The sequence below is a fragment of the Halobaculum magnesiiphilum genome, assembly GCF_019823105.1.
In the GTDB taxonomy this organism is placed as follows: domain Archaea; phylum Halobacteriota; class Halobacteria; order Halobacteriales; family Haloferacaceae; genus Halobaculum; species Halobaculum magnesiiphilum.
On the sequence record NZ_CP081958.1, the window covers coordinates 729,262 to 747,295 of the forward strand.

The following is an 18,034-nucleotide window of genomic DNA, read 5'->3' on the forward strand; positions in this document are numbered from 1 at the left end:
CTCCACACATGCAAGAATGGCAGAAGAGAGAACCCGCGTCGATTTCAACGCTCCGACGTCCCTCGTCGAACGCGCAGACAGCGTCGTTGAGATCCTCGACATCTCTCGAACACGGCTCCTCATCGATGCCCTCGAGGACGAACTCGAAGAACTCGCAACCAACGAGGAGTTTCGGCGGCGGCTCAGCGACGCCTACTACGACGGCCGTATCGACTACGACACCGTCGAATCCGTCCTGGGCCGTGAGGAAGCGCTCCGAATGAAACTCCTGCGAGAATCGATCGACCGGACGCCCCCTGAGCCCCAACTTGAAGATGGCCTGCCGAGCGACGATGCGTTCTACGATGACGATCTCCCAGAGTGGACGGACTCGCAGTCATCTGAATCGTCGGACGATGAGTCGCACGCCTGAGGATGTCGGAGAAAGCCGTTGCGGTTGTTGATACCAACTATTGGTGAACTACCCCACCCTACTCGCTCACCGCTGACGCGGTTCGCTCCTTGAGGGTAGGGCTTCCTGCTTCCACGACGCGCTTTGCAGATACGGACGTATCCACAGGGAGCGCAGTCTCCACAGGCATTGATTCGGAGTGAACCACCCCTACTTCTTCGAGACCGCGAGACAGAATATTCCACGCCGCATTCGCGTCCCTATCCGCCTCAAACCCACACGAAGGACACGAGTGTTCACGAACCCACAGCGGTTTGTCTGTCTTGACGCCGCAGGACGCACACTCTTTCGTCGTATCTTTCGGGTCAACTGCGGCGAAGTGCGTTCCTTCGCGTTCACACTTGTATTTGAGCATCCGAAGGAATGTCCCCCACGCCGCGCCTGCCCGGTTCCGCGAGTTGCCCGGCAGTTCGACCAGCCCCTTCGCGTCCAAGTCCTCGACCGCCACGAAGTCGTACTCGGTGGCGTAGTAGTTCGAGAGTTTGTGTAAGAAGTCTCGCCGCTTGTGCTTCAGGTCGGCGTGACGTTCGGCAACGACCTTCCGTTGTTTCTCCCAATTCGCAGAGCCGTGTTCCTTCCGCGAGAGGTTGCGTTGAGCGCGTTCCAACCGGTCGCGCTCGTCGCTGAAATCGGGACTTTCGATGGCGTATCCGTCGGTGTCGTGGGCGTACTTCAGGATACCAACGTCGATTCCAACGACTCGTTCGGGAGTCTCCGGTTTCCTGGGCGTTGCTTCGTCTACGTCGATACCGAACGTGGCATACCACTCCCCTGTCGGTTCCTGCTTGACCGTGACCTGTTTGATGGTCGCGTTCTCGGGGATGTCGCGGTGAAGGTGAATCGAAATCTCACCGATTTTACTCAACCACAACGTAGGCCGACCACTCGTATTCTTGAGTTTGAAGCCGGACTGGTTGTAGGTGAGCGACCGATACTCCCGAGGCGGTTTCCACTTGAGCATTCCCACGGCGCGTCCGTTCTCCTTCTGCGCTGTGAGCGTGGAGAGGTTGTCGTAAACGCGCTTGACGACCATCTGGAGGACTTTCGAGTGAACATCTCCGAGGTCGTCCCACCACGATTTGAGGTCGGGAAGCCGTCCCTGAACCTCGTAGCGAGCAGGAATGTCGTCTGCCTCGTTGAGCAGGTAGAGGATGTGGTTGTACAGTTGTCTACAAGTATCGACTTGGTGTAGAAGTGTCTCGGTGAGGGTGTCTGACGGGTCGAGTCGATACTTGTAGTTGTAGTGCATGGACTATTCGTTTGAGTCGGGTTCGGAGACTCGCACGACTTTCACGTCGGCTCCGCGCCAGCGTTTGGGGACAATGACGTGGGCACTGTTCCCCGACGGTTTTGCGGTTCCGTCGAGGACTTCTTGGCCTTCGATTTCAAACCTATCCATCACCGATGTATATACTATGGATAGACATAAAGGTAGCGGTGGGCCTGTGAGTCGAGCGGTGGACGTGTTTGAGAATCGTGCGGCGCTGTATCCCCTCCCTACTGCGCTACTCGGTCGCTTCGCTCCCTGCGTTGCTGCTTGAGGAAGGGGACTTAGCACCTAATTCCATTAAATCGTCATTGAGTTCCGTTCTACCCGTCCATCCGTTATCGTGACTGTGTCTTTCTCTTTCAGTCGCCTCACAACCTCCTGTACGTCCGCTGCAGGCCAGTGAAGTTCTTGTTGCAGGTCACCCACTGATTTCGGTTCGTCAAGCGCGTGCAGCATTTCGAGTTCCTCATAGACGCGCTCGGTGATCTCCGCAACGGGCTCGTGCAATGGCGTCGTTACATTGTGTTGCTCGGAAAGATCAGTCAGCGCCTCGTTCACGTACGTCACGAAGAGCTCTTGATTTAATAGATCAACCTGCGTTTTGAGTTCTGCTTCGACGACGTCGAACTCGAGCCCGGTCTGCATCAACGAAAACATATCCTCGATGTCGTTCACCCGACCGGCGACTGCTTTGAACAAGAAGATGTCTTCTGGACCTACGAGCTGGACCACCAGGTTACCTGGGTTGAGATACCGTTCGCTCCGCTCACGAATACCTTGAGAAAGAATCAGTTTGCCAATCACCTGCTGGTTGAATACGTCGATACGACACCCATCATCGTTCTCGAGGATTCGTTGGGCACCGAGTTCTTCATACTCTTCGTTCGGTTCCCTGACGATATCGTATCCCAGTTCGAGGAGCACCGCTTGGAGCTGACTCAGATCATTGCCAGAGGAGACGATGAGGTCGATGTCTTTTGTGGTTTCTTTGAGTTCACGAAACGCCATCGACCCTCCGCCAATCATGAAGACGGTGAGTGGGTTGTCCAGCTGCGTGCCGATACGCTCGAGTTCTGAGCGAATGTATGAGCGATCGAACCTCGCTCTCATACGGTCACCTCGTATTCGTCTGCCAGTTCCTGGAAGTCCTCCCACTCAGGTAGCCGGGACGTCCGCTGGTCACCGCTGGTGTCGAGATATGTGCATAGTTCCTCGACGGCGTCGTCGACGCCGTACGTGGCGGCTTGGGCCCGGAGTTTGTCGCGGTCGATGTCGACCTGACTGAGCAAGAGCAGGCAGTACGACTGCGCCCGTGTACCCGAATCGATCACGAGCATGTGACAGCACAATGTCTCCGGCGAGAGCTCATTCGTCGACTCCGAGTAGAAGTAGTATCGACGTTCACGTGCCAACAGCGGGAGGCCATATCGCTGGAATTGGTCTGGACCTGTCGGAAGGAACTGTTCCTGGGCGATCTCAGTCGTCGTCTGGACAAGGAATTCATCGAGAGACTCCCACAGAATGGTGTACGTGTGGGTCTGTTCTTCGACAGTGTTGCGGTGAGTGTGATGGGCCAACTCACGAGCGAGTACGCTCAGCTGTTCGAAGCCGTCATTCAGTACATACGCTCCGTCGTCAGTTTGGTAGACGATTCCGCGATGTTGAAGCGGGGCTAGTGCACGGTGGACGGTGCTTCTGTGGACGTCGGCATGGCATGCGAGGTCGGTCACGGTCCGTGGGATGTCGAGATAGTAGCACACACGGAGGGTTGCACCAGACAACAGTTCCGGCCAGTCAATGTGTGAATACTGCTGCGTGAGGTCCGTGAGTACCTCGAGTGCCTTTGCGTCCGACAGCCGGAGTTGCTTTGTTTTCCCCTTTCGGCGTGTCTCGACGAGACCAGCCCGTTCGAGCCGTTGAAGCAGTTCAGAGGTGTAGCTGAGACTTCGATCGAGATTCGTTGCGAGTTCAGAGAGCGTTTGCTCACCATGGAGAGCACTGAGGGCGCGAACTTCACCTGCTGTGAGCATGCTATTGCATACTAGCGAATCGATATATAAATCATTTCGGTATTTTGCAACACACGATGGACGCACTCGAGGGCGAAAAGATACCACTGAAAGTCCTCCGTTCAGAAAGCCCTGGTGAACTGCCTCGGGGTCAAGCCCCGAGGCACTCGGCCTGTTCCGTCTGTAGATGGGTTCCTGATGGTGACCGACAGCCCCTGCTATGCGTTCGTCTCAGTAGTCAGCAGGTCAGACAATTCGAAAAGCCGGACGTCAGCTCGTCTGTCAGCGGTGTGTTGGAGGTCGTCAGTGTACCCGGAGCGGCTGAACAAGACGTACAGCGTCTCCCCGTCTGCCGGCTCTTCTGACCATCGGACTTCCGACACTGTTCGCTCGAGGTCGGCGAGGACGCCTTCGCTTACGGGTTGGGATGTGAATTTACACTCGCCAGCGACGAGGCCATCGCTGGTGAGGCCGAGGACATCCAGTTCGTGTTCCTTGAACCACCACTGTCCGAGGTCACGGAATTGCCGAACGATGAGGTCTGGGAGCGCTCGCTGGCAAAGCCGTTCGAACAGCGGGCTCACGTAATCCGCTAGGTCAGGTTCGACGAGTTCGTCGTACGCATCGTCCTCGAGCATCCGAAGCTGGTCCTGGTTCCCGTAGACGAATCGGAACCAAAATCGAAACAGCGGCGCAGCGATACGATACCGGCCGCGTTTCGACGCCGTCGGTGATTCCGTTACGGGGATGTGGCGTTCGACGAGACGGAGGCGGCGGAGTTTCTGGAGGTACGTGCTGAGCGACCCTGACTCCACGCCGGCCATACCGGCGATTTCGTTCGGGGTGCGTCGCCCGTGGGCGAGCGCTCGGAGGATGCTGAAGTACGTATTCGGCTGTCGGAGTTCGGTTCGGAGCAGGAACTCGGGTTCGGAGTATAGGAGCCCGCGCTCCGAGAGGATCCCCTGCTGGACGTTCGTTCCAAGCGACTGATCAGGATCGATGGTCTGGAGGTAGTAGGGAGTGCCGCCGTAGATCGACCATGCCGTGATGGCTGTCTCCGGATCGTACTCTGGGAAGAACTGGCGCGCGTCGGGTACATCGAGGGGCTTGAGATCGATCGTCGCGGTCCGCCGGCCGTACAGGGGTGCGCTTCCCGAGAGCACCTTATCCTCCATGACACTGATCGATGAGCCGACGAGCACGAGCGTCATCCCAGTCTCCTGTAGCTCCAAGTCCCAGACTCGCTGGATCCGTGACGGGAGCGATTCGTCCTCCCCGATAAGGAACGGAAACTCGTCGATAACGACGACGGCGTCTTGGTCGCCGAGTGTGTCGAGAAGTACCTCCCAGTCGCGGCGGACGTTCTGCAACGATGGGAACTGTGCAGTGGCGGTGTCGACAAACTGTTCGAGTTGGTTCTGTGCCGTGGACTCGACGGCCTGGTAGTAGACAGCGTCATCCCGATCAATGATAGACTGGCGAACGAGCTCGCTTTTGCCGAGGCGACGACGACCATAGATGACGACGAAGTCTGCAGTCTCGGACTCGTAGCAGTCCGTGAGTTGATCGAGTTCGACATCTCGATCAATGAATTGCTCCATACCTCCGATACTATCCCCATTCAAATAGAACTCCCGATTTTGGAAATCATAGTTTCAGAAATCTCGATTTCTATCTGCTGTTTGCCTCAGGGCTCTCAGGTGCTCACTCCAACGTTGGTCACCTGCAACGCACAGCCCTTCGACCAGATACGCGTCGCCGTGGTCCAGCGACAGTGCGAGTCGGTCACGGGAGAGTAGCCGTATTTGAGCCGATCGAACCGGACAGTACAGCCGTTTCAGTCATCGAATCGGCGCTGTTCGGGCGTGTTACGTAGAATCAAGAACGTCTCCAGTTCTCCGCACATCCCACAAAAAATACTCTCCCCGGACTGACGCTACGCCAGACTTGGTTCACCAAGCGCATCCCGCAGATGCTTCATGGTGAACACCTCGGTCAGTCCGGCGCAGTCGATCGCATCGTTCACGTCACGCATCGGCGTTCGTTGACTATACGAACTCTCGATTCGTGGCTCCCCGTCTGCCGGGTCAGAGAGCGGTCCGATAATTGCTTGATGGGCAGCCTTCCGGGTGACGGCCGCCCACAACACCTCTGAGGCTCCCAACTCGGCCATCTTGTCGAAGTCACGCGGAGCGGCCTCCGCAGCGTCGTTGTTCTTGCGTTCGCCTTCGCCAGCGACGACGACGGTTCCATCACCATCAACGCCGGCGACATCGACACGAAACGCCACCTCTGGCGGTTCATAATACGGGATCACCCGCTCGACTGGTGACTCCTCACTGTGCTTGTACTCCGTCACAATATAGCGACGCAGCGCCTCGACTAACGCCCGGTGGGTGGCAGTCTCCTCGAGGTCGCCGTAGCCGTCGCCATGATCGATCCCCTCGCGATTGTGCTCGTTCAACAGCGCGCGACCCTCGCGAGTCACGGTGTACAACGTCGCACGTAGGCCGTCGTCTCGCTTCACCAGGCCCGCATCCAGCAACTCATCGAGCTCGTCACGAGAGAGCCCACAGTACTTGCGCAACTCGACCATCGAGTCGTGCACGAGGTCGTACTCCGCAGGCGAGTAGACACCCCGGGTCGCATTGAGGACGACCTGGAGGAACACCATCCCACGGATGGAGACATGCGCCGCTGCGACCTCCTCGGCCGACAGCTTCAGCCGTGCCTCGATCGTCGGGATCGACTCCGGCGCAATGTCAGCCAGGGAGTGGTGACACCGCACGGCCTCCAACAACCCAGTATACGACGGGTCGTATAGCCGCGAACACGAGGGGTGCTCACAGGCGATCGCGTGGTGGGAGTCGGCATACGAAACACAGTCGGGCAACACCGATGTCACCGGCAGTGTCGTCCCTGTCTGGATAACCGACGGCGTCTCCGACGGCTCGGAGGCGTCCGCGACAGTGACGTGTTCGTATGCGTTCGGGTGGATCCCGCACTCCTGGCGTGTCCGCTCGATGAGTTCCTCCAATGTTGCATCAAGTTCCCGACGCTCGTCAGCCGACAAGGGCCGCGCACTGTCGGGATACCCCGCAGGCAACTCCGGCGACCGGATCGGCACCGTCGTCGCCGAACGCCCGTCGAACGTCTCGGGCGGTGGCCGAAACAGCCACCGCCCCTGTGGCAGCGCACTCAACACCTGCTGTGTCTCGGCGGGCGACATGCTTCGGACCGACAACTGACTCGCCAACACGGGATCGTCGGGAATCTGCCCGGCGATAAACGCGTGTGATTCCGTCACCAGTTCGCGATAGAGCCGGTCAGGTGCATGCGAGTCGTGTTTGGCCTGGCCGGGGAACTGCATCGAGGCAACGAGCGACAGCCCGTAGCCGCGGCCCTCCGAGAACATCTCCGACAACAGCGGTGTCAACGCGATGTTGGCCACCTCTTCGATGTGCACGAGCACGTGCCCCGGCGTCACGTCGAAGGGGAGTCGCGAGCTCCGGCGTTGCAACGCGAACCACAGCGACGCCAACACGACGATCGCGATTGCCCGTTGGGCAGCGCCCGCGATCCCGCCCAGATCGAACAGGACGGTCACATCCGAATCCAGCACCTCCTCAAAGGTGAACTGCGGCGTGGACTCGTCGGTAGCGACGTGATTGAAGATCGCCGCGAGATCAGCCTGCCCGGAGACACGCTCCAGACTGGTCACGACGCCAGCCATGGTCGCACTCCGGAGGTCTTCACGCTCTTGGGCGAGCCCCTCCAACACGCGGGCGGCCCGGTCGCTGGAGACGGCCGGCACCGAATCGCCGTGTTGGATGGCACGCGCTTCCTCGAGCAAGGCGCTGTGGCGAAACGTCTCACTCCCGTGTGCCGGATCGAAGGCCGCACGGATCAACGCCCGAATGGTCGTCTCTGTTCGCTTGCCGAACTCGCCGTCGCCGACGAGATACCGGATCACCTCCAGATACCGGTCAGCCCGGTTCTCGATGGCTCGCGACCGCTCGATCCCCGCGTCGAGATCCGCGCGGATGTCGAAAAACGACAGCGCGGGCAACACCTCGCCGACGGGAATGTACACGACAGAGTCGAGATCCTCTCCGCGGGCAACCAGCGACCGAATGATCCGTTCGCTCATTCCGTCGCCTTTGCCATCGATGAGGATCCGTGGCCCCGCCAGTTCCTGGTGTGCCGAGGCGAACAGCGCCTCACCGAGGACTGACTTGCCGGTGTTGGTCTTGCCACACACCAGCGTGTGAAACGGCAGACACTCCACGGGGATCTCGACGGGGCGTAGTCCGTCACCCCGTCGCTTCTCGATCTGGCCGATCGTGAACCCCACTAATCGTCACCCTTGAACATATCATCAAGGTCGTCATCGTCGTTCGAGAACTGGGACTCACGGTCGGTCTGGCCGAGAGCCCCCGCATTTGCGTCCGTCTCCGAGGCAACGAAGTCGATCACGCCTCCCGGGAGGACGATCGGCGTCCGCTTCTCGCGAAGCGGGTTCCCGAACGGGCCCGGCAGCGAGATATCCTGCTTGACGATCGATCTGGACCCGTCCCAGACACAGTTCGGACTGAGCACCGCCGGCGGTGACCGGCGAGCCGACCCCACAGACTGGCTGTTGATGTGGATCGTCGCTTTCAATCCAGGCGTTCGGTCGATGTAGGCCTTGATATCGCCCAAGGCAGAGGTGAGTGCATCGGTTCCAGCGGATTTGTGACCGACAGTGAAGCCGACAGCCGTCGCCTGGAACTGCCCGGTCGCAGTCTCAGCGTGCTCCACGATATCCGATGTTTCCGGATGGGCACTGTCTCGCTTCTCCAACTGCCTGAGGCGGAACAACGGAATGTCGACAGGCACGAGGCGGAACTCAACGCCGGCATACGGGACGCTCGATCGCCGAAGTGTCCGTACCAGCCGCTCGCCGGGGATTTGGTTCAGGTCATCCTGCGAGGTTGCTTCGGGGACGATGATCGATCCCGGGCTCTCCGCTGCGACCGTAATATACCCAGTACACAGCGTCAGGGTGTCCGAGGCCTTCCCACAGGCGTCAGTCGCGGCCGCATGCAGCGTTGCATGTGTCGAGGGACCACTGTCTACATCGCGACCCAGACTTTTGTCGACGACCGCATCGACATCGATGTCGCCGTCAGCGCCGATGGTCGCTTCAACCCCTGAGTCCGTTTTGACTACTGTGCTCCGGGCGGTTGACTCGGACGTCATCCCCCGAGTCATCGATGGGATGAGCACAATGATGCCCCCTATCACGAACAGCACTGTCACAACCGCCAAGACGCCGATCACCCGCCCCCCGAACAGCGGGAATGTCCAGAGTGCGCTTCTGATGAGCGGGTGGAGCGTTCCAGGCAGATACTGTATTGGGCTTGTGGGGTCGACGAACGCCCACACTGCGCCCACAACCGCGACGACGATGCTAATTGCAATCGGGATGGTGATAACCCCGACCCACCGGTTCTTCGTCCGCAGTTCATCTCGAACCGGTTCAGTGACAATTCCACAGACCGCTGTGAGCCGCTCGAGCGCCCGGGTGAACAGTGACCGGCCCGGGACGCCGTGGTGCAACTCCTCGCCGAACTTGCTCGCGATCACCTCATCCGATAGCCGATCGATCAGTGAGTGTGCTCGCGCCGATACGTCAGGCCGAGATGCGTTGTCTTCTTTCATTTCTGCCAGCGATTTCGATGTTGAGAATCATAGTATATAAGAACTAGTCCGTTTATTTGATACGTGCATGGGAATTTCTCGCAAGAATGTACCGGAGTCAGACGGTTTTCTTGCTGATATTGAATGTCTGTAGGACTGATAAGTCGGGGATTCCTCGCGAGCTGATCACTGTCGACGCAGCTGTCCAGGTCGCTCCGGCAGCCACCCGAAGGGTGGATCACCGATCCCCACCCCTTCGTTTCTACTCCACAGCTACGTGAGGGGACAATCGCCGATTGTGAGAGGCTCTACGCCAAGGATCGCCCGTCCACAGGCTGCATGACGCTCCGCAATAGGGAAGAGAGAATCCAAGCAAAGAACAATACAGTACAGACAGCCACAGACGCGACACGGGGGCCAGGGGCCCCGCACATCGCTTCCGCCGGAGCACCGACGGAAGCGGAGGACAGCGATGTGACGCGTCTTGGCAGTGATCACGTCCCACGTCCGGTTAGACTATCTGTTCCACATGCTCGGCCCGATTCGGTCGAAATCAGCGTCCGTTCACAGAGCCACAGCCGTGTATTTGGGACAGAGAGTCTGTGGAACGGTAGATCTGCGATTTACCGCTGATGTGTGGCGACAGTCGGTGCAGCCCGTGGGCCTCGCATCGACAGTGGGTGAACCAGTGTTCGGTGCGGTGATTGCAGTCTGTCGTGGTACAGTCGGGCGCACATCTGCCTCGCCGATGTTCCTCATAGCCTTGCTGTGACGGACAGATTGCGCTCAGGGACCATTCCCTGTCAACTGAGTGTTCTGGTGCATCACCAGCCGATGTCGTGTGTCAATACGGACGTGGTCGTCTCCAGCGGTTCCAGCCCGTTGTGGTTCCGACGACCGACCAGAAGCCGAGGCGATCGCTGCTACCGCTCGGCGTGACACAAGGTCGAACCCACTCATAGGGAAGCATGCAGTCGGATGAGTCGCCGTCAAAACCGGCCACGCCACCGAAACGGGGTCCAACAGGTTCTCCAAGTCCAAGCAGCATGCTCACGCCCACGACTAGGGATCACTGTTGCACCAGATACAGCTAGCCAAGGCTTCCACAGAGTCACACACCGGCTCACTGGTGCAATCACCGGTTATGTGAGTTCTTCTCTGTCGGCTCGCCGCCTCCGACATCCCTCACCGCAGAACTGACGTGGCGGGGCACCAACCTCTGCTCTCTTCTGCTGGAAACTCCATTCTCTGCGATGGCTTGTCACCCTCTCAGAACGCAGCGAACAGGTGTGTCGTCTTCGCCGATGTCACATCAGCCGGGACTGTGTGTGAACCGGTCGGCCTCGCGGCCGTGGCGTCGTCGCGTGTGGCCCACCGCGCGTCGCTTCCGTTGGGGGTGGGCTCGTTTGCTACTGACTGGTGTATTGGTATTCTATTCTCCTCTTGCGGACCCTGTGTCAAACCGTGATCCGTCCGGCTCGATTCAACATCCACCTACTGAGCCTTTGATTGGTTCACCATCCTGTGGAGAGACTTCAGAACCAGACTGGAACTATTTGGCCGACTGTGTCTTGAGACAGTAAATGGGTGGTAGAGGCCTTCCACAGGCCATATTCGCCTGTGGAATTCTACCGATGAGTCTGTGGAATCTGGTGTTATGGGATCCGTGGGTGTCGCTGAATCACCTTGCGCCGGGTATTCCAATACGTTCGTTTCGAGTGGAATAGATTCTGTTCAGAATTGCCTGTGGACGTTGCTGGGGTCACTGTTGTGGGGCCCCTAGCAGACATCTTCAGGCAACCCGAAACAGCGACCTGATTGCTGCAGGTGTCAGCATCGGCCCAGAGGGAATCGCCGGCGAGTGCACCTACGGCCGACGACGAGATCGCCGATTCGACGAAAATGCCGAGGATGATGGTTCAGTCCGGTCCCACGGATGACACAGAACCTCGGCACTCCAAACCACTGCCATGGTGGTGTATAATTCGACCTGATCAAACAATCAGTGCGAAGCGGGTAGGCCCGGAGCTGACTGACGCTACCGCTTCAGTTGAAACCCGCGACGGTCGAAGTATCGCCACCACACCGCCCCCGGGATATAGCCGAGACGTGAACGACGCGAGCCCCGCGGCCATGAGAAATAGACCGCCTGCTGCAAGCAGAAACGGTTCTGCACCGAGAACCAACATGACGGTATCGCCATCGAACCCGGCGCCCTGCACAGGGAACTCTCGGTAGAGCGGCCGTGGGGACTGAACCAGATTGAATACCGCCCGAACTGCGTAGAACAGAACGATGCCGCCCATGACGAAAGAGAGGTGCGACAGGCGTTTCCACCGAAGTCCTGCGACCACGCTTCCGACACTAAGCGCCCCTAACTGCACGAGCAGTACCTCTTCGTGATTCAGGCTTCCATCCCAGCCGGACATAATGGTCCCCTCGTATCCCGGAGCGACGTGGACTAACCCCTGATAGACGCCGACACCGATGGCTGCAAACCCAGCGATAGCCAACGCTAACGGGACGAATCGATGGATATCCATAATTAGATATGCGGAGTAAGATAATTAAAAGATACTTGTATATATACGATAATAAGCATACGAGGCACCGTCGAGCCAGTCGTACTCTACTCACACCGTGCTGTTGCGGTAGTATACGTGTCCGTCAAAGAGCAGTCGGGCGGTGCGACCGACGCGGACCCGGTCGACCGTCGTTCCCCCGTCACGCGTCGATCCCTCGACACCGATCGTGATCGTCCCCTGGGGGTGGCCGATGACCACGTTGGGGCCCCCGGCGTCCCGAGCGAACTCCGCCGGGATCGTGCCATCGAGCTGGGTCGCAGCGGCGAGACACATGGCGCCGGTCGTCGCGTACGAGTGGTGGGGTGTCTGGGTCGTCACGATCCGGGACGTGATATCGAGGTCGTCGTCGTTGACACGTTCGCCCGAGGCGGTTCCGAACGATTGCGGTTCGGAGACCACCGCGATCTGGGGGATCGCCGGGCAGTCGTCGACGGCGTCGCGCCGGTCATCGACGAGACCGAGGCGTTCGCAGGCTGCCCCTCTGAGGAGTTCGAGTCGGTCGAGGAGGTCCGGGTCGTTCAGCGTGTCGGGGAGCTCCGTTCCCTCGAGCCCGAGGTCACGGGCACGGAGGAACACGTTGGGGTTCGCGATATCGACGATCGAGACGGTGTAGTCCTCGCCGGCGACCGAGAGTGTCTCACGGGCCGCACCGGTCGGCAACGTCCGGCCGGTGACCGAGCCGCCCGGGTCCCGGAAGTACGAGTCGATCCGGGCACCGGTCCCCGGGATCCCGTCGACGTGGTACTCGCCGTGTACCGCCGGTTCCCCGTCGGCGATCGGGACGACCTGGTCGATATACGTGTCCGTGTTCGTGTTGTAGAGGACCAGTTCCGTCTCCGGGTCACGAGCGTCGACGAGTCCGGTCGCCGCGGCGAACACGCCGATACCGCTCGTCAGGTTCCCACAGTTCCCCGACCAATCGACGGTCGCGTTGTCGATCCCGACCTGCCCGAACGTGTATTCGATGTCGGCGTCCGGCCGGTCCGCCTCGTCGACGATCATCACCTTGCTCGTGTGGGAGTTTCCTCCACCGATGCCGTCGATTTGTAGCGGGTCCGGGGTTCCGAAGAGCTCGATGAGGATCTCGTCCCGTAGCTCGCCGGCCGGCGGCAACTGCTCGGGTGTCACGTACAGTCCCCGGCTCGTTCCGCCGCGAATCAGGGTCCCCCGAACGGATCCCTGGATCGATTGGTCGACCATGCCGTCGGGCTCGTGTTCCTCCGGCGTAGGTGTTGTGTCGTGGGGGGATTCACGCCACACGTCGCCGTCACCGGGGATCCGTCCATCGCGCTCCCCGAGCGGGGGGTCAGTCGTCGTCGGTCGCGAACCGCTCCTCGAGGTCGTCGACCGCCGGCTTCCCGACGAGGTCGGTGTAGTAGTCCCAGTCGACGACGGCGTCGGGCGCCTCGTACTCCTCGTCCGTCTCCACGGCCGTCGCGAGCTCCTCCAGCCCGCGTTTCATCCCCGCGGTCGCCGCGGCGGTGATGAGCCGCGGGTAGATGACGACATCGACCCCCATTTCGTCGAGGCGTGCGGCCGGGATCAGCGGCGTGGTCGGTCGGCTCCGGACGCCGAACCCCATGTTGACCGAGAGCGGTGCCTCGACCTCGTCGGCGACGCGACGGATGTCGTCCGCCGAGCGCAGCGCGTCCGCGAAGACGACGTCGGCGCCGGCGTCGGCGAACGCGTTCAGCCGCCGGATCGCCTCGTCGAGCCCGTCCGGCTCGGTCGCGTCGGTCCGCGCCTTCAGGAGCATGTCCGGGGCGTGCGAATCGCGTGCGTCCGCGGCCGCCTCGATCTTCGCGACGGCCTCCTCGAACCCGACGACGGACTTGCCGGCCATGTGGCCGCACCGCTTGGGCCACTCCTGGTCCTCGATCATGACCGCGGCCGCCCCCGCGTCGGCCAGCCGCCGGATCGTGCGATGGACGGAAACCGCGTTCCCGTAGCCGGTGTCGGCGTCGACCCAGATCGGGATCTCGACCGCGTCCGCGATCTCGCGCGACTGATCGGCGATGTCCGGCAGCGTGAGGAAGCCGACGTCCGGCTGTGCGAGGCGACTGTTGGAGACCCCGGCACCGGAGAGGAACCCGCTCTCGAAGCCCTGTCGCTCGACGAGTCGCGCACTGATACCGTCGTATACGCCCGGAACGACCGTGATCTCCGATCCGGCGATCGTCTCCGCCAACCGCTCGCGCCCGTACATACGAGACAGACGACACCCGAGGCGTAAAGTACCGATCGGCCGAGTCGTCGGAGCGCGCGGTCAGGCGGAGTCGAACACCCACAGGAGGACTGACAGGCCCGTCGCGACGAGCAGCGCGGCGGTGAGGATCCAGAACGCCGGCCGAAGTCCGGCCGTCTCCGAGACGACGCCGACGAGGGCGGGGGAGGACGCCCCGGCGACCATCTGAATCGTTCGTACCGCGCCGAGGCTCCCGCCGGCGACGGAGGTCGGAATGACCGACATGAGGTACGCCCCCCGAACTGGACGGTAGCCGTGTGCGCCGAGTCCGAGACACACGACTGCCCCACCCAGCATGAGGGGACCGGCGGCGTCCGAGAGGAGGAGTATCGCTCCGAGCCCCGCCGTCGCCAGCCCGACAGTGAGCGCGACGAGCGGGAGCGCCCCCGTTCGATCGCTTATCTCCCCGGTGAGCAACTGAACGAGGCTCACCGCGAACAGGACGCTGAACAGCAGGCTCGCTGTGGTGGTCGTGAGGCCGGCCTCCCGCGTGAAATACAACGGGAGGAACGCGAGCGTGGCGTTGTAGGCGAACGAGAACAGGGTCGTGACGAGGACGAACACGGAGAAGCGCCACTCCCGAAACAGCGCTCCGTACTCGCGGATCGGGACGGTGGTCTCGGTGTCGTCCCGGTCCGTCTCGAAGTCCGGAAGCCGTCGGGGAACCCGGGCGACGAACCCGACCGTAACGCAGATCCCGACGATCCCGGCGACGAGGAAGGTCGTTCGCCAGCCGGCACCGACCACCCCGGGCGCGTTCGCGAAGAGCACGACTGCGGCGGGCGCCGCCGCGCCGCCGAGGGTCCCGAACGTGTCGAACACGCCGAGGGCACGCCCGGTCTGTCGCGGATACGTCCGCGAGAGCACCCGGATGCCGACCGTCTTGACCGGGCCGGTACCGGCGCCGATCGTCAGCATGGCCCCGACGAGGACGACCAGCGGACTGTCGACCGCCAGCGCGAGCGCCCCGACCGCCGCGAGTACGGTCCCCCCGCCGATGACGGCGACGGAACTAACCCTGTCGGCGATGAGTCCCGACGGGAACTGCATCGCCGCGTAGACCATGAGCAGCCCGCTGAACGCCCCACCGAGGACCGCCGGCGACACGCCGTACACGCGGCCGAGTCGTTCGAACAACGGCGGGAACGCGAAGCGAACGAACTTGCTCAGGAACCACAGTCCGGAGGTGAGCACGATCGCGTCGAAGCGGCCGATCCGGCCGACTAGCGATCGGATCTCCGCGGTCACCACGTGCGCTCTCGGACGTCGTGTCCGGTGGATAGCATTACTCTGGTTCTGGCTGGAGCGACCGATGATCTCTCCCGACGCGTGACGGATAGCCGACGAGACGAGCGCCCTCCTGTCGTGTCGAGTCTCAGTGCTATCCGAGGGTTCTTAACATGTGTCATGCTACGCTGTGTCAGGATGAATCGGCGGGAACGAATCGGTTCGTCTCCGAGGTATCTCGATACCGCTCGGATCGGTATGATCGACCTCCGTACGTCGTCGGTGCCCGGACGACGATGACGCTCCTCGATGTCGACGACCTATCGGTTCGGTACGACACGCGTGAGGGGCCGCTCCACAGCGTGAACGGCATTTCGTTCGGTATCGACGACGGTATCAACTACGCGCTCTCGGGTGAGTCGGCCTCGGGAAAGTCCACGACCGCGAAGGCCATCCTGGGGCTGTTGCCGGACCACGCGGAGATCGAGTCGGGAGCCATCGAGTTCGAGGGACGGGACCTGCGCTCGCTGACGCCGTCGGAGCGGCAGGATCTACTCTGGGAGGAGATCGCGTTCATTCCACAGACGGCCATCGACGCGCTCGACCCGGTGATGACGGCCGGCGCACAGATCAGGCAGGCGATCCAGACACACCGGGAGCTCTCGGAACGCAACGCCCGTCGGCGCGCACGCGAACTGTTCGAGATGGTCGGGCTGGACCCCGACCGGGTCGACGACTATCCCCACCAGTTCTCGGGCGGGATGCGCCAACGTGTCGTCATCGCGATGGCGCTCGCGCTCGATCCGAAGCTCATCATCGCGGACGAACCAACGACGGGCCTGGACGTGGTGGTCCAGGACAAGATCATCGACAACATCCTCCAGATACAGGAAGAGACCGACAGCTCGCTCCTGTTGATCACGCACGACTTGAGCGTCATCGCCGAGACCTGCGACGAGATGTCGGTCATGTACGGCGGGAAGATCATGGAGCAGGGCCGCGTGGAGAACCTCCTGCTCAACCCCACGAACCCGTACACGATGGGGTTGAAGAACGCGTTTCCGGCGCTCGACGACGACGCCGACGACCTCGTCTCCGTCCCGGGAAAGCCGCCGAGCCTCGGCACCGAGCCGACGGGCTGTGTCTTCGAGCCGCGCTGTCCGTTCTCGAGCGAGGAGTGTGCGACGACGGAACCGGACGTGGAGACGATCCCGTACCGGAACCAGCGAGTCGCCTGCCACAACGCGGATCGAGCCGCACGGATACGCCAGGAGGCCGACGACGCCTCCAGGTGGGGCGGCGCCACGGAAGGGTCACGATCCCGTGACGGTGAGGTGTTGCTCGAAGTCACCGACCTCTGCAAGTGGTACGAGCGTTCGGAGTCGCTGTTGGGGCGCTTCCCCATCGACGGCCTCTCGCCGACGGTAACCGGCATCTCGAACAGCGTCCGCCGGTGGTACGAACAGCGCGGCGAGATCCTCAACGAGGTGCTCAGGGACGGCGGATCGCACGTTCGCGCCGTCGACGGCGTTTCGTTGTCCGTCGCACGTGGAGAGATCCTGGGCGTCGTCGGCGAGTCGGGCTGTGGGAAGACGACGCTCGGCCAAACGCTCGCGCTTCTGGAGGATCCGACGGACGGCGGGTTCGAGTTCGACGGTCGCTCACACGAGTACTATCAGGACGGGAACCTCCAGTCGTTCCGGCAACGGGTCCAGATCGTCTTCCAGAACCCGTACGACTCGCTGAACCCGCGGCTGACCGTCGAACAGTTGGTCAAGGAGCCCCTGACGATTCACGACTACCGGACGGACGAGAAACCCGAGGCCGTCCGGGAGGCGCTCGAGCAGGTCGGGATGGCGCCCGCCGAGAACTATCTCGAGAAGTATCCGAACGAGCTGTCCGGCGGGCAGCGACAGCGTGTCGCGATCGCCCGTGCGCTCGTTATCGACCCGGACTTCTTCATCTGCGACGAGCCGGCGTCGATGCTCGACGTCTCGCTTCAGGCGGAGGTGCTCAACCTGCTTCGGACGCTCGCGAACACGCGGGGTATCGGCGTGTTGTACATCTCCCACGACCTCGCGAGCCTCACCCAGATCGCCGATCGCCTCTCGATCATGTACCTCGGACGGTTCGTCGAACAGGGACGGACCGAGCGCGTCGTGAACGACCCGAAGCACCCCTACACGGAGGCACTACTCTCGGCCGTCCCCGAAACGGACCCGCGCGGCAGCCGCGAGCGCGTGTTCCTCGACGGGAACCCGTCCGACCCGGTCGGGGAACCGCAGGGGTGCCGGTTCGCCCCCCGCTGTCCGAAGGTAACCGACGAGTGTCTGGACGCGGAGCCCGAACTCGACGAGTGGACGGAACCGGACCACTCGGCCGCGTGTTTCCGGCCGGCGGAGCGATCGGAGCCGGACGAGCCCGCACGGGTCAGTGAGTCCGTCGACGACTGACCGGGTGAACGGTCGCACTCGTCGAGTGCCCTGGGCCGCGCACGCTCACGACCGACTCACATCGGTCGCCCCCGCGGCGGTCGACCTCCCGACTACGCCGGACGGCACGTGT

At 61.6% G+C, this 18,034-nt stretch carries 13 protein-coding genes; 2 read left to right on the forward strand and 11 right to left on the reverse strand.

The window, feature by feature from the left end:
- Nucleotides 1-16 precede the first annotated feature (16 nt).
- Nucleotides 17-412 carry a hypothetical protein gene (locus K6T50_RS03780; protein ID WP_222608078.1) on the forward strand — a complete coding sequence of 132 codons (396 nt, stop codon included), beginning with the start codon at nt 17-19 and terminating at the stop codon, nt 410-412.
- 58 nt (nt 413-470) lie between these two features.
- Here K6T50_RS03780 and K6T50_RS03785 read toward each other — a convergent pair whose 3' ends face one another.
- The 11 genes from K6T50_RS03785 to K6T50_RS03835 all read right to left on the reverse strand — a co-directional run bounded on the left by K6T50_RS03785 (nt 471) and on the right by K6T50_RS03835 (nt 15,493).
- A complete protein-coding gene (locus K6T50_RS03785) occupies nt 471-1,700 on the reverse strand; it encodes an RNA-guided endonuclease InsQ/TnpB family protein (RefSeq protein WP_222608079.1) in 1,230 nt (409 codons plus the stop codon).
- Between the two features lie 3 nt (nt 1,701-1,703).
- A complete protein-coding gene (locus K6T50_RS03790) occupies nt 1,704-1,850 on the reverse strand; it encodes a DUF2080 family transposase-associated protein (RefSeq protein ID WP_390182311.1) in 147 nt (48 codons plus the stop codon).
- Nucleotides 1,851-2,018: 168 nt separating this feature from the next.
- Entirely contained in the window at nt 2,019-2,831 is an 813-nt protein-coding gene (locus tag K6T50_RS03795; RefSeq protein ID WP_222608081.1) for a DUF6036 family nucleotidyltransferase, read from the reverse strand.
- Nucleotides 2,828-3,751: an ArsR family transcriptional regulator gene (locus K6T50_RS03800; RefSeq protein ID WP_222608082.1), complete on the reverse strand. Its 924-nt coding sequence runs from the start codon at nt 3,749-3,751 to the stop codon at nt 2,828-2,830. The genes K6T50_RS03795 and K6T50_RS03800 overlap by 4 nt, the downstream gene beginning before the upstream one ends.
- A 197-nt stretch (nt 3,752-3,948) precedes the next feature.
- Entirely contained in the window at nt 3,949-5,331 is a 1,383-nt protein-coding gene (locus K6T50_RS03805; protein ID WP_222608083.1) for an ATP-binding protein, read from the reverse strand.
- Between the two features lie 335 nt (nt 5,332-5,666).
- A complete protein-coding gene (locus tag K6T50_RS03810) occupies nt 5,667-8,084 on the reverse strand; it encodes a type IV secretory system conjugative DNA transfer family protein (protein ID WP_222608084.1) in 2,418 nt (805 codons plus the stop codon).
- Nucleotides 8,084-9,358, reverse strand: coding sequence for a hypothetical protein (locus K6T50_RS03815; RefSeq protein ID WP_222608085.1), 1,275 nt, complete (start codon nt 9,356-9,358; stop codon nt 8,084-8,086). The genes K6T50_RS03810 and K6T50_RS03815 overlap by 1 nt, the downstream gene beginning before the upstream one ends.
- A 2,048-nt stretch (nt 9,359-11,406) precedes the next feature.
- Nucleotides 11,407-11,955 carry a hypothetical protein gene (locus K6T50_RS03820; protein WP_222608086.1) on the reverse strand — a complete coding sequence of 183 codons (549 nt, stop codon included), beginning with the start codon at nt 11,953-11,955 and terminating at the stop codon, nt 11,407-11,409.
- Nucleotides 11,956-12,045: 90 nt separating this feature from the next.
- On the reverse strand, nt 12,046-13,197 hold the full coding sequence (locus tag K6T50_RS03825) for a PrpF domain-containing protein (protein ID WP_222608087.1): 1,152 nt from the start codon (nt 13,195-13,197) through the stop codon (nt 12,046-12,048).
- 106 nt (nt 13,198-13,303) lie between these two features.
- Nucleotides 13,304-14,203, reverse strand: coding sequence for an isocitrate lyase/PEP mutase family protein (locus K6T50_RS03830; protein WP_222608088.1), 900 nt, complete (start codon nt 14,201-14,203; stop codon nt 13,304-13,306).
- Between the two features lie 60 nt (nt 14,204-14,263).
- A complete protein-coding gene (locus K6T50_RS03835) occupies nt 14,264-15,493 on the reverse strand; it encodes an MFS transporter (protein WP_225935365.1) in 1,230 nt (409 codons plus the stop codon).
- A gap of 272 nt (nt 15,494-15,765) precedes the next feature.
- Here K6T50_RS03835 and K6T50_RS03840 point away from each other — a divergent pair, with 272 nt between their 5' ends.
- Nucleotides 15,766-17,922, forward strand: a complete 2,157-nt coding sequence (locus tag K6T50_RS03840; RefSeq protein WP_222608089.1) for a dipeptide ABC transporter ATP-binding protein — start codon at nt 15,766-15,768, stop codon at nt 17,920-17,922.
- The last annotated feature ends 112 nt before the right edge of the window (nt 17,923-18,034 follow it).